This is a genomic window from Pseudomonas sp. IT-196MI5, assembly GCF_949767415.1.
GTDB lineage: Bacteria > Pseudomonadota > Gammaproteobacteria > Pseudomonadales > Pseudomonadaceae > Aquipseudomonas.
Map to the genome: position 1 here is coordinate 136,338 of NZ_CATKPZ010000083.1, position 12,834 is coordinate 149,171.

The window sequence follows — 12,834 nt, forward strand, 5'->3', positions numbered from 1 at the left end:
TTTAATGTGACTTACTTGTTACCGCTTGTAGCCTTGGCACCAGGAGTGGTTTTGCCGGCTGCGGCGGTCGCTGCGTCAAAACTGCTCTGGGCAACGTCAGCAGCCTGCTTTACGGCATTCTGTGCGCTTTCAAAAACGGTACCGGCATTCGCCAGCGACGACTTGAATGCGGCCACAACAGGCTCGGAGCCAGCCGGTGCATTCTTGCTGATCACTTCAACGAACTCTTGCACCTGCTGGGTGCCCGCCTCGACCTGACGCGAAGTCAGTTTGGCGATTTCCGAGTGAGTGCCGACAATCAACGCTTGCACTTGGCGATTGAACTCAGCCAGGCGTTCGGCTTGCACATTTGGCTGGGTGAAAGAAGTCTGGAGCTCAGCGAGCCCTTGTAGATCACGGACTGCCAACAGCTTGCGAAAGCCGTCGAACTGCTCCTCGGTGGCGGCCTGCAATGTCTTGAACTGCAATTGGCTGAACTGTTCAACACTGGAGAAAATTTTGCCGCTGATTTGCTGCAGGAGGTCTAGGTTGGCTTTCTGAGCGTCTTGCAATTTTTCCGAGTTAAAAAAAGACATGCTTGAATCTCCTGATTCTGAAAAGCCGACATGGGCCTGAGGACGCGATAGCAATCCTGCCGGTCATCGCGTTAGCCTTGATATTGCAGCGCACAAATCCGTTTAGCAATATTTTTTTGTGCAGCGCACAAAAATATCTCTTCTCCTGCCTCTATCCGCTATAGACTCCTAACATCGAACAGCCAGCCAAGCCTTCTTTATCAATGAAACGCAGGCAGCTGCTTCTCATGCATAACGCCAGGAGATCACCATGGGCCAGGAAGATATTATTGCATCGCAATATGACAAAACCTCCTCTCAACGCGGCCTGTTCGAACACCTGAGTCATCTGCAGCACCTCAATACCCTGAACGTCCTTGATGCTTTGCGCCAGCGCCAGAAAACAACCCTCGCGCCTCTTAAGCGGGGTCAACTCAAACAACCCACGCTCACTGACTGGCAGGAATACTTCACCGACCTCGGCCAACGCAGCCTGCTGTTCTGGGACACACTGCGCCAGCGTGGCGACAATACGCTGGCCCATGAGCGCGCCGGGTATCCTCTGCTGCTCAAGTTCAACCATGAAACCCTGGTCGCAGGTTCCGATCTCCCACGCCCGGTCAACTATTCACTGCTGCGAATCCTCCCCGGACCAGAGCAAAGAATCGACAGCAATGGCCAGCCGGTAATCATCATTGACCCACGCGGCGGCCACGGCTCGGGAATTGGCGGTTTCAAACAGGATTCGGTATTAGGTGAAAGCCTCAGAGCCGGCCATCCCACCTATTTCATCTCTTTCAGTCACTCGCCACAGCCTGGGCAAACCCTGGCCGATATCGTGGAAGCCCAGGCCCGGTTCATCGAAGTCGTCAGCGCCCTTCACCCGACCAACGGCGAGCCGATCATCATCGGTAACTGCCAGGCCGGCTGGGCGTTGATGGGACTGGCGGCAACACGACCGGAACTGCCGGGATTGATCATTATCAATGGCGCCCCCTTGTCATACTGGGCCGGAGTCAACGGACGCAATCCCATGCGCTATACCGGAGGCCTGCTGGGTGGCGGCTGGATGGCTCGCTTGGGCAGCGACTTGGGCAATGGCCGTTTTGACGGTACCTGGCTGGTCAGCAATTTCGAAAACCTGGACCCGGCCAACACCTATTGGACCAAGTACTACCAGTTGTTCAGCCAGGTCGACAGCGAGGCTACGCGCTTCCTCGACTTCGAACGCTGGTGGGGCAGCCCGACCCTGCTCAATGGCGAAGAGATCGAGATGATTGTCGATGACCTTTTCATCGGCAACCAATTGTCCGGCGGTCTCGGCCGCAAGAGCAGCGGCATTGACCTGAAACGGATCGAAGTACCGGTGGTGGTGTTCTGTTCCTACGGAGACAACATCACCCCTCCCCAGCAGGCATTGAACTGGATCGCCGATGTTTATCCCAGCGATCTCGCTTTGCATGACGCAGGACGTACCATCGTCTACCTGCGGCACGCCAGCATAGGCCATTTAGGCATTTTTGTTTCCGGCAAGGTGGCGCGGCGCGAACACCGTGGGATGCTCGGCGCGGTCGAATCCATCAAGGCGCTGCCGGCGGGACTGTATGAAATGCTGATTGACGATATGACAACCTCCTCAGGCAGCGATGACATGCAATACCGAGTGCGTTTCGAATCAAGGCGAATCGCCGATATCCATAATGACGTCGAGCCGGCCCGTGATGACGATCGCGAATTCTCTCTGGTGGAGCGTGCCTCTGAAATCAACAGCGCGTTTTACGACGGGTTCATACGTCCGTGGCTGCGTCAGATCGTCAACGAGCCCATTGCCGAACTGTTGCGCAGGGCGCACCCCTTCCATCAGCAGCAAGTGCTATGGAGCAGCCTGAATCCGGCGCTGTGGTGGTTAGCCGGGACCGCCTCCCAAGTGAGCAGCGATCGTCGTCCCGCACGCAAAGACAACCCTCTGCTGGCCTGGCAGGAGCTGTTCTCCAACCAGATGCAAGACACCCTGAATGCTTATCGCGATGTGCGTGACGCCACTCAGGAGCTGTGTTTTTACGGTATTTACGGCGCACTGAGTGCCTTCACCGGCAACAAGCCTGTGCGAAATCTCCAGGCACATGCCGACCAGCTGGACCAGGCCCTGATCGAACGCCTGCAGGATGCGCTGCCTCATGGCGGCCCCCTGGAAGCATTGGTGCGGATTCTGTTTTTGCTGGGCCGCGACAGCGACAAGGCAGGCAAGGAAAGCATCGAGAAGCTGATCCAGCAGGTGCACCTGCTGGTCCAGGACTACAGCAATGAGCCCACTGCCCTGCGCGAAGCCATCCGATTGCAGAACCTGCTGGTTTTCGCCCACCCGCAAGAAAGCTTGCGCAGCCTGCCTTTGTTGCTACCTGAGGCAAAGGAACGCCAACAGGTCCTGACAGCCGTTGGGCAATTGATGCCTGAACTGCTGGCGACCGTTGGAGCTGAGGGCGAATTCTGGCGTGAACTGCACGCGCTGCTCGAAGTCCCCCTGCCGGGCTTCAGCCTGACCCAACCACCCGGTGAAACAGTTGTCATCGCGCAGGAGCCCCCTTCGCAGCCATCTGCGTCGCCGCAGATCACACCGCCGCCCGCTCCTGCCAACGTAGTTAAAGCCCCGAAGCGCAAAGCGAGCAAAGGGACAACAGGCCCCAAGCCTCAATGACACTTCACAAGGGATTAGCGGTGAACCCGTTCGGTGAAGCCTGCGACCTTATGATCTCTGGACAGACCGATGAGGTTCATGGATCGGACCCGCGCGACTTTTTCGACCACAGGCGGCAACTCGTCGGTTCGATACTGACCGGGGGTCATGCCAAACCAACGGATGCATGCCTTATGGAAGCTGCTGTGATCATGGAAGCCGAGCAGGCAAGTCACATGCTTCATGTTGAAATGAGAATGGCGCAAATAGAAGTCAGCCATCTGCCGGCGCACATCGTTCAGGACGTCCTTGAATTGCGTGCCATCCTTCTCAAGGCCTCGTTGAAGCGTTCGCTTGCTGATATTCAGTGCCGCCGCAATCGATTCCATATCACATTGCCCTTGGCCTTGCCCCTGGCTCAAGCGCTCGGTAATCAGCGCGCGAATCCTGCCAACCATAGAGTAACCGGACAACAGGTCCAATTGAGCCTCGGCAAAACTGTCATGGAGTGTGGCCAACGCTTCGTTGGCCATGCTCAACGGACTCAGAAGCTCCTGGCCATCGAACAAGATGCTGTCATATGCCGCCCCGAAACTCAGCGGACAGCCAAAAAGCCGCCGATGCTCCGACGTGTCTTCAGGTTCGGGATAAGTGAACTCCACACTCAACGGTTGCGGTGACTTGCCACCTGCCAGCCAATGGCAGAAACCCAGCAGCGAAGCCAAGGCTGCATCCGTGTATTGCCGGGGTTTGACCGAGCCATTTTGCTGATGATCGAGACTGGCCAATCGGTAATGCTGCTGCTCCTTGACAAGGAAAAGGCTGAATCCGGTACCAATCAACGGGCTGAAACGGACCAGACGCTCAAGCGCTCTTTTCAGATTCGAACTGGACATCATCGTGTAGCCCACGATCTGAAAACTACTGGGATGGAATTCCCCGTAGGCTTTCAAACCGATATTCAGATCATCCGAAGCCTGAGCAGCCAAGTCCCAAAGACGGTAGATAATGCTTCGCTCGCAGAATGCTCCTGGTCTACCCACGAACCCGACATCCAGTCCCGCCTCCTGGCACAGACCGGCAAGATCCAGTCCTTGGGCCAATAACGTATTCGCCAGCATGCTGGCATAACCCGAACTCATTCTATACATGGCGTCCTCATTGACCAATGGAACCGAACGTCCTGTCCGGAGCCGATACTGACATGCACTGAACATATTTCAACAGTGTTTCAGGAATATTAACTATCCATTGAGTTTTAAGAGTTGATCCAAGTATGGGTGCTCCTCATTTTTTTGCCAGCAGGCCAAAATACCCGCGTGGCACCGATGGACAGGAGAACGTCACCTTCAAACACTTCCGCACGGCCCGTCGATATCGAACAATCTTCTCTCCTGCAGCGCAAAAAAATGGAGTAGATGTATGGAATCGCGTAGTCGCATTGCTTTGGTAACGGGTGGTATGGGCGGTATCGGTACGGCAATCAGCCAGCGTCTATACAAGGAAGGATTCAAGGTAATCGTCGGCTGCAGCTCTGATTCCAGCCGCAAGAACGACTGGCGCGCCAGCCAACTGGAGGCGGGTTACGAGTTCGAGTTCATCTATGGCGACGTCACCGATTGGGAGTCAACCCGCAAGGCTTTCGAGATGGCTCGTGAACAGTTCGGCCCGATCGATGTGCTGGTCAACAACGCCGGCATCACACGCGACGCGTCTTTTCGCAAGCTCACCCCGGAAGACTGGAACAGCGTGATCGGGACCAACCTGACGGGCTTGTTCAATACCACCAAGCAGGTCATTGAAGGCATGTTGTCCAAAGGCTGGGGGCGGATCATCAATATCTCCTCGATCAACGGTCAGCGCGGCCAGTTCGGCCAGACCAACTACTCCGCCGCCAAGGCTGGCATCCATGGTTTCACCATGGCACTGGCCCGGGAAGTCTCCGGCAAGGGCGTGACCGTCAATACCGTATCCCCAGGCTACATCCAGACCTCCATGACTGCGGCAATTCGCCCGGACATTCTGGAAGGCATGATCGCAGCCACTCCGGTTGGTCGCCTTGGCCAACCCGAAGAGATCGCCTCAATCGTGGCCTGGCTGGCTTCCGATGAATCCGCCTACAGCACCGGTGCCGATTTCTCGGTAAACGGCGGCATGAACATGCAATAACCCCCGATCAGGGCAGGAATGCCTTGGTTTGCTCGACGAATTTTGTCTTTTCGATGAGGTCACGCATGAACGAAGTCGTAATCGTTGCCGCTACTCGTACCGCCATTGGCAGCTTCCAGGGTGCTCTGTCTGCAATTCCCGCAACCGAACTGGGTGCCGCAGTGATTCGCCGCTTGCTGGAGCAGACGGGTATCGATGCCGCTCAAATTGATGAAGTGATCCTCGGCCAGGTTCTCACTGCCGGCGCCGGGCAAAACCCGGCACGCCAGACCGCGATCAAGGCTGGCTTGCCACACACCACACCCGCCCTGACCTTGAACAAGGTCTGCGGCTCCGGTCTCAAGGCGGTCCATCTTGCCGTCCAGGCAATCCGCTGCGGCGACGCAGAACTGGTCATCGCTGGCGGTCAGGAAAACATGAGTCTGGCCCCCTATGTTCTGCCCAAGGCACGCACCGGCTTGCGTATGGGCCATGCGCAACTGCAAGACAGCATGATCCAGGATGGCCTGTGGGACGCCTTCAACGACTACCACATGGGTATCACCGCCGAGAATCTGGCGCAGAAGTACGAGATCTCTCGTGAAGCACAGGATGCCTTCGCTGCCGCCTCGCAACAGAAAGCCGCAGCAGCCATTGAGGGCGGGCGCTTCCAGAGCGAAATCACCCCGATCCTGATTCCTCAGCGCAAGGGCGAACCGCTGGTCTTCGACACCGACGAACAGCCGCGTATCGACAGCACTGCGCAAGCGTTGGCGAAACTCAAACCGGCATTCCAGAAAGACGGCAGCGTGACCGCCGGCAACGCTTCGACCCTCAACGATGGTGCCGCCGTGCTGTTGCTGGCCAGCGCCGCTAAAGCACAAGCGCTGGGCCTTCCGGTACTGGCACGAATCAAAGCCTATGCCAGCGCCGGCGTGGACCCGTCGATCATGGGCATCGGCCCAGTCCCGGCTACACGGCTGACTCTGCAAAAGGCCGGCTGGAGTGTCGAGGACCTGGACCTGATTGAAGCCAATGAAGCCTTCGCCGCCCAGTCGCTGGCGGTTGGTAAAGAGTTGGGTTGGGACACCAGCAAGGTCAACGTCAACGGCGGCGCAATCGCCCTTGGCCATCCGATCGGCGCGTCGGGGGCACGGATTCTGGTGTCGCTGGTACACGAACTGATCCGTCGCGACGGCAAGAAGGGGCTGGCCACTTTGTGCATCGGCGGCGGACAAGGCGTCGGCCTGGCTATCGAGCGCTAACCAACGGCATCCGGGTAGCCCATGCGCGGACTTGGGACCCTTGTTCCGCGCATCGGATTGGCGTCAGGTTGGCGCCAGACAAGGCTGCCCGCATTCCTGCCGTCGCTACGCCGGAGTCCGGCAAAGCGCGGCTTTTTTTCTGCCCGGCTCATCTGTATGGGCAAGGAACTTTATGGACAACAACGCGCATACCTTCAAAACCTATTGGTCAGGCCAGGTTCCGTTCATCGCTTCCTTTGCAGTGCAACAATTACGCCTATGGGTCAGCACTAATCCGTGGTTTACCGGGCATGAGCACGGCGCCTGGTTCGAGTTACCTCGCGAAACCCTGGACAGCCTTCAAGCGGACTACCAGGTTCAATGGGGCCAACTCGGCCAAAAACTGCTGACCGGCCAACCCTTCAGCTTCGATGATCGACGCTTCTCCAGCGGCAACTGGAGCGAGCCACTGTTCGGCTCCCTCGCTGCGTTTTACCTGCTCAATTCCAGCTTTCTTCTGAAACTGCTCGACAAGCTGCTGATCGACGAAAAAAAACCGCGCCAACGCCTGCGTTATCTGGTGGAGCAAGCCATTGCCGCCAGTGCGCCAAGCAATTTCCTGGTCAGTAACCCCGATGCGCTCCAGCGTGTGGTTGAGACTCAAGGTGCCAGCCTGCTCACAGGTATGCAGCATCTGGCCAGCGACATGAACGAAGGCAAAATGCGCCAGTGTGATAGCGGCGCCTTCAAGGTTGGCGTCGATCTGGCCAACACCCCCGGCGAAATCGTCTTTGAGAATCACCTGTTCCAGCTGATTCAGTACTACCCGCAAAGCGAAACCCAGTACCGACACCCGGTATTCGTCGTACCTCCGTCGATCAACAAGTACTACATCCTTGATCTGCGCCCGGACAACTCGATGGTCCGCCACCTGCTGGAACAGGGACATCCCGTATTCCTGATGTCCTGGCGCAACTTTGACGAGGAACACGCCGGCACCACCTGGGACGACCTGATTGAGCACGGGGTAATCGACGCCCTACAGGTGGCCCGCGAAATCAGTGGCGAGCAGCGACTCAATTGCGTGGGCTTCTGTATCGGCGGCACCCTGCTGAGCACGGCGCTGGCGGTACTTGCTGCACGCGGCGACAGAGAGATCGCCAGCGTGAGCCTGTTCACCACGTTCCTTGACTACCTGGATACCGGACCCATCGACATATTCGTCGACGAAGAACTGGTGGCCTATCGAGAGCGCACCATCGGCGGCATGAAGGGTCCCGTCGGTCTGTTTCGTGGTGAGGACATGGGCAATACCTTTTCCCTACTGCGCCCCAACGAGCTGTGGTGGAACTACAACGTCGACAAATACCTCAAGGGGCAGAAGCCGATCCCGCTTGATCTGCTGTTCTGGAACAACGACAGCACCAACCTTCCGGGGCCGATGTACTGCTGGTATCTGCGCCACACCTATCTGCAGAACGATTTGAAATCAGGCGAACTGGAGTGCTGTGGGGTCAAGCTTGATTTGCGTGCAATTGACGCTCCCGCTTACATCCTCGCCACCCATGACGATCATATCGTGCCCTGGAAAAGCGCCTACGCCAGCACCAACCTGCTCTCCGGGACCAAGCGTTTTGTATTAGGAGCTTCAGGGCATATCGCCGGCGTCATCAATCCACCGGCCAAGCAGAAGCGCCATTACTGGACTAATAATCGGGTCACGAAAAACCCGGAAACCTGGTTCAAGAATGCCGAGCAGCAACCCGGTAGCTGGTGGAACGATTGGTTCAACTGGCTGGCGGGACACTCCGGCGAGCGCCAACCAGCGGTTGCGCACATAGGGAATGACAAATTCCCGCCGCTGGAGCCGGCGCCAGGCAGTTATGTAAAGCAATGAAAGACTGAAATTCCCTGCTGCATGACTTCATGCAGCAGGTCAACTGCGGATCATTTGCTTGGGTACAAGGAGAGACAACCCATGAGCACCCCGTTGCGCATCAACGAAGCACTTTTGATTGCCGGACACGCATTCGAACCTTTTCAATGCATCGCCTGGGCTGCGCAAGGCGGTAATGGCGAACTGAGTCTGACCGTCATCGACCGGGCCAGCACTCACATTTGTCGCAAACAGGTTCCAAGCAGTGCCTATTCCGACCCGGCGCAGCTGGCAAGCCTGCTGGAAGAGGTGCGCGCCGAGTTAAGCCAGGAGGGCTACACGCTACAATCCTGGACAATGCCAGAGTAAGCATTCTCGCGGATCGCTACCGGTGATCCGCCTGATACTCCATCTCAAGATCATCGAAGGCAGCCTCATGCACCTGGTGTTGGAATCAGCCAGTGGTGCAGAGGGCTATGCCTTGGGCTTACGCGATGCGGGGATCATTGCTGAAATACAGCGCGTCGAATGATGTACACCGCTTGGAAACTGTCGAAAAATCAGCCTTTTAGAATGCAAGTACTGTCCAAAAAGCCACCCGTATTCCCAAATTGTTCCCATACGGCCCTTTTTCAGACACCAAAAACCACAAACCCCCGACTTTCTCTAGGAAAATCAGGGGTTTGTGTTTGCAGAATGTGGCGGTGAAGGAGAGATTCGAACTCTCGATACAGTTTCCTGTATACACACTTTCCAGGCGTGCTCCTTAAGCCACTCGGACACTTCACCGTATCTCTTCAAACAAGTTCTGTCTGTCGAGGCGCGCTAATGTAGTCGAAAGCTTTTCCGATGGCAAACATTTTTTTCAGAATTTTCATGCGGTTAACGCGATTCAGCGTTTCCGGTCGCTCGGGGCCATGGCAAACCGGCCAATCTCCGGCTTCGTGCCCTCTTCTATATAGAGGGGAATGCGCGGCAGGCACGGCGGGCTGCGCCTGGTGGGCAGGCAAAGGGTGACTGGCGGGTCAGTCACGGCGCTTTACCTGGCCTGCGGCGGTGGGTAACGTCTGCCCAACTTTATTGAAAGGAATAGCGTCATGAGTGAGTTGATTTCTTATCAGCCCATCGCCCTAGCGCTCGTTACGCCGCATCCATGATTGCGGAGCCTTTGGGGATATTTTCTACCACTCTCTGAAAATATTCTCGTAAGAGGTGGACAGTATGTGGACACTTTGGCGTGTCGCCCCCTACAGGATTGCTCCCCATGACCCGAAAGCTTGTACCGACCGGTTCGACGAAAGAAATTTATTTGGAGAAGATGACCGAATGCTCAATGCGATTACGTGCGAGCGAGGCCTTCTTGAAGAATTTCCAGGTGAGTGGTTCGCCCCCTGAAGCTGATGCAGCAATTCTTCAACTGAGAAAATCTTTGGAAGCAATAGCCTTCGCGTCGATTGCGCCACACAAAGCGCGATACGAGGAGTTTCGCTCCAGATGTGAAGATCAGCCTGATTTCACTAAGGATTATCGAGCGACCAAAATCCTGCAGGTTTTGAGCAAGATCAATTCTGACTTCTACCCTACCCCTTTGATTCCTGCGGTCCGCCAGCCTGATGGCTCGTGGTACTTTGATCTGAAGACCGAGGGAGTACTGTCGAAAAAACGCTTTGTAAAAATCTACGATCGCCTTGGTCGGCACCTTCACTCGGCAAACCTATGGAGCAGCCAAGACGGCTTTGATTCGTTGATCAGTGAACTATCCAACGTTATTAACGAGTCGTTTGCACTCATAGAGACTCACATGACGACAATCCAGACCCCTGAATTTAGTGGGGTCTGGGTCGTTAAGGTGCCCCGAGAAGGCGTCCCAGAATTAATCACTGGAGAGGCCCAAGGAGAATTTTGCGTATCAAATAAATAGCTCTACTCATCATCCAGATCTTCAGGCCGTACCCTGATGATTGTTGCGCACTCCCCGTCAAGTCGAACTGACACTCCGTTCGGTGCGACAGTTCCTACGACGGTTCCATACGGTTCTTCCCAGGGTCGTCGTTGCAACACTTTTTCCCTTGGCACGCTTACTCGTTTTCCTGCTCGAATCTTGCTTATGTCCATACAACCCCCTTCAAATGATGAGAATAGAGCTGATGAAACCACCTTCAGCCTCTACGTAATCAATGACTAGCTATGCTTACTCTGGCTAGATCCTCCAAGCTATCGTCGAAAATGAATTTCCTCGGACAATGGTTAAACCTATGGACCTCGACTCGGAAACTATCGCGAAAATTGCTGCACCGGCCTTATCGGCGATTCTAGCGGGGCTGATCAAGCACTACCTGGAAGCACGATCAAAGATTATTTCTTTCATCGGACATGCATCGGTATTCACCATCCAGGGAGAACAGCCGGCCGTGATCCACACACATTCCGTAGTGGTTCGGAATACCGGACGGAAAGCGGCAACAAACGTCCGTCTTTCACATGCAGTTTTACCGCCAAATGTAACGGTCTATCCGCCTGTTCAGTACACCATTGAGCGCAATCCTGAGGGGGCCGGAGAGATCGTTTTCCCTTCACTCGTACCAAAAGAGCAGGTGGCAGTGTCATACCTGTACTTTCCCCCACTGTTGTGGAGCCAGATTAACGTGAGTACGAAGTCAGACGAGGGGTTCGCAAAAATCATCAGCGTCATCCCGATCCCCCAGCCGAACAAGTTTGTTGTCGCTTGTTTATGGGGGCTCATGTTCGTCGGCGCGTCGTTCCTGATGTACTGGCTCGTACGTTTGGTCATTGCAACGATTTAGACTGGTTCTGTGGGATTGCAGCAATTCTCTTGGGTTTTCTGTCGTCACTTGCACCCAATGTTTTGTTCGCTAATCTAGTGAACCTGTGAAATCACGAGAAACGTGCGAAGCCTCTGCTGCGTAAGGCCGGTAACGGACTTCACACTTTTTCCTGTTAGGCCCACACCTACTAGAACAGATCAGTCACGATTGTAAAAATGCCCTCGTATTGGGCATTTTCCAGTTTTCACTCAATGTACCCCGCGGCCTCCAGTGCGCTCGTGTCCTGAATGCCCTCCTTGCCCGCTGTGAAGCCGTGCGTCATTTCCTTGCAAAACCATTCACAAAATGAAAATCCCACTACCCCACCAGTCCCCGCAGCCGGCTTGGGCCGGATGGCTGTTTTCATCACGCAAAGATTTTCGCAAAAAAAATGTATAAAGCCCGTCGGCGGGAGGGGGAAAAGTGCGTTCCTTGCCTGCGCTTTCTTTGCGCAAGAGTTTTTCCAGTGAAGAGAAGACACATGGGTGCGTGCGCTGCCCAAGCGCCAGCGGCAACCAGTGCAGTCACGTAAATAGTGGAAATGTTGGCACAACACGACCTATCCAATTGACCCCTAAAGGGTCAATATGGCTTCCAAGGGGGACGCAGAAGGCGCCGCCCAAACCAAGGAAGCCAGATGGACCTAGATGAAAAAGCCTACCTCGAACTGGATAAGCTCCAGCTAGAAAATCGGAAATTGGTCGCTGAAACCCGCAAGCTAATCGCCGAAGAACAAAAGTTGAGACGGGAAGGAATGTTTTACCCACTACTGGTTGGAGCGGCCCTGATTACCGCGGTAGTTTCCCTGATCAACCTGCTAAGCAAGCCTTGAATCACCAGCCCCGAACTTCGGGGCTAACCCTCTAGGCCTTGAGCTTTGCCGGGAATCAGTCCAAATTATCCAAAAGGGCCGCGATAGGCGCGCCCGCCAGCCCCTTACGAGGATGAACGATGAGCCACAGCCACAAGTCGCCGATCAAGCCGATGGCCGATGAGATTGCCGCCCTGGACAAGCTCCTAAGCAAGAAGCCCACCTACGGCATCGTGCCGTTCTTAATCGGTGCCGCATGCGCCGGTGCGGTGTTCTTGGCTTACACCTATATCTCGCACCTGTAACCGACCTTTCCAGCTTTGCCCCAACGTGTTGGGGCTTTCGGACTTTCAATGAAACGAATTCAGCACTATGGACCGCCCACAGCGGAAGATTTGGCGCGCCTGAAAATCGAACTGGGGTTCACCAGTCCACAGATGGCGGATCTGGCCGGGTTGGGGAAAGGGTCGCAGTGGCGCAAGTACACGGGCCGCACTGAGGACCGCGTGATGGGGATGCACATGCACTTCTACATGGCGGCCCTGCTGACGCTGAGCGAGGACGAATTGTCCCGTGTCGTCGCCACCATGCGCGCGCAGGGGGCCGACGTCGAACTGGGGCCACTACCGGCCGGCCCGCCGGCTTTGGCTGAAGCACCTGCTACTGCGAAATTACACTCCACTTGACCAACCCGTTGCGTCC

14 protein-coding genes and 1 tRNA gene are annotated in these 12,834 nt (G+C 55.7%); 11 read left to right on the forward strand and 4 right to left on the reverse strand.

Annotation, left to right across the window (positions count from 1 at the left end; genetic code table 11):
• Positions 1–11: 11 nt before the first annotated feature.
• Complete coding sequence (phaP, locus tag ACM6IK_RS27650) at positions 12–575, reverse strand: TIGR01841 family phasin (RefSeq protein WP_414876822.1); 564 nt, start codon at positions 573–575, stop codon at positions 12–14.
• A gap of 250 nt (positions 576–825) precedes the next feature.
• On the opposite strand from phaP, the gene ACM6IK_RS27655 reads away from it, so the two are divergent.
• On the forward strand, positions 826–3,249 hold the full coding sequence (locus tag ACM6IK_RS27655; protein ID WP_414876823.1) for a DUF3141 domain-containing protein: 2,424 nt from the start codon (positions 826–828) through the stop codon (positions 3,247–3,249).
• A 14-nt stretch (positions 3,250–3,263) separates the two neighbouring features.
• Here the strand turns inward: ACM6IK_RS27655 and ACM6IK_RS27660 are convergent, their stop codons facing one another.
• Positions 3,264–4,379, reverse strand: a complete 1,116-nt coding sequence (locus ACM6IK_RS27660; RefSeq protein ID WP_414876824.1) for an AraC family transcriptional regulator — start codon at positions 4,377–4,379, stop codon at positions 3,264–3,266.
• Positions 4,380–4,650: 271 nt separating this feature from the next.
• Between ACM6IK_RS27660 and phbB the strand changes: the two genes are divergently transcribed.
• The 5 genes from phbB (at position 4,651) to ACM6IK_RS27685 (ending at position 9,028) form a co-directional block, all read left to right on the forward strand.
• Positions 4,651–5,397 (forward strand): acetoacetyl-CoA reductase, encoded by a 747-nt coding sequence (gene phbB, locus ACM6IK_RS27665; RefSeq protein WP_007988010.1) that lies wholly within the window; start codon positions 4,651–4,653, stop codon positions 5,395–5,397.
• Between the two features lie 65 nt (positions 5,398–5,462).
• A complete protein-coding gene (locus ACM6IK_RS27670; protein ID WP_218431339.1) occupies positions 5,463–6,641 on the forward strand; it encodes an acetyl-CoA C-acetyltransferase in 1,179 nt (392 codons plus the stop codon).
• 172 nt (positions 6,642–6,813) lie between these two features.
• On the forward strand, positions 6,814–8,517 hold the full coding sequence (gene phaC / locus ACM6IK_RS27675; RefSeq protein ID WP_414876825.1) for a class I poly(R)-hydroxyalkanoic acid synthase: 1,704 nt from the start codon (positions 6,814–6,816) through the stop codon (positions 8,515–8,517).
• An 81-nt stretch (positions 8,518–8,598) separates the two neighbouring features.
• Positions 8,599–8,865, forward strand: coding sequence for a hypothetical protein (locus ACM6IK_RS27680; RefSeq protein ID WP_414876826.1), 267 nt, complete (start codon positions 8,599–8,601; stop codon positions 8,863–8,865).
• Between the two features lie 22 nt (positions 8,866–8,887).
• Positions 8,888–9,028: a hypothetical protein gene (locus tag ACM6IK_RS27685; protein WP_414876827.1), complete on the forward strand. Its 141-nt coding sequence runs from the start codon at positions 8,888–8,890 to the stop codon at positions 9,026–9,028.
• Positions 9,029–9,195: 167 nt separating this feature from the next.
• On the opposite strand, the gene ACM6IK_RS27690 is transcribed toward ACM6IK_RS27685, so the two are convergent.
• Positions 9,196–9,285 (reverse strand) — tRNA-Ser (locus tag ACM6IK_RS27690).
• Between the two features lie 475 nt (positions 9,286–9,760).
• Between ACM6IK_RS27690 and ACM6IK_RS27695 the strand changes: the two genes are divergently transcribed.
• Both ACM6IK_RS27695 and ACM6IK_RS27700 read left to right on the forward strand, forming a co-directional pair.
• Entirely contained in the window at positions 9,761–10,417 is a 657-nt protein-coding gene (locus ACM6IK_RS27695; RefSeq protein ID WP_414876828.1) for a hypothetical protein, read from the forward strand.
• Positions 10,418–10,751: 334 nt separating this feature from the next.
• Entirely contained in the window at positions 10,752–11,300 is a 549-nt protein-coding gene (locus ACM6IK_RS27700; RefSeq protein WP_414876829.1) for a hypothetical protein, read from the forward strand.
• 320 nt (positions 11,301–11,620) lie between these two features.
• Here the strand turns inward: ACM6IK_RS27700 and ACM6IK_RS27705 are convergent, their stop codons facing one another.
• A complete protein-coding gene (locus ACM6IK_RS27705; protein ID WP_414876830.1) occupies positions 11,621–11,776 on the reverse strand; it encodes a hypothetical protein in 156 nt (51 codons plus the stop codon).
• Positions 11,777–11,958: 182 nt separating this feature from the next.
• Here ACM6IK_RS27705 and ACM6IK_RS27710 point away from each other — a divergent pair, with 182 nt between their 5' ends.
• The 3 genes from ACM6IK_RS27710 (at position 11,959) to ACM6IK_RS27720 (ending at position 12,818) form a co-directional block, all read left to right on the forward strand.
• The gene (locus ACM6IK_RS27710) at positions 11,959–12,153 is read left to right on the forward strand and encodes a hypothetical protein (protein ID WP_414876831.1); all 195 of its coding nucleotides are present in this window, start codon (positions 11,959–11,961) and stop codon (positions 12,151–12,153) included.
• Positions 12,154–12,272: 119 nt separating this feature from the next.
• The gene (locus tag ACM6IK_RS27715) at positions 12,273–12,437 is read left to right on the forward strand and encodes a hypothetical protein (protein ID WP_414876832.1); all 165 of its coding nucleotides are present in this window, start codon (positions 12,273–12,275) and stop codon (positions 12,435–12,437) included.
• 48 nt (positions 12,438–12,485) lie between these two features.
• Complete coding sequence (locus tag ACM6IK_RS27720; protein ID WP_414876833.1) at positions 12,486–12,818, forward strand: XRE family transcriptional regulator; 333 nt, start codon at positions 12,486–12,488, stop codon at positions 12,816–12,818.
• Positions 12,819–12,834: the final 16 nt, after the last annotated feature.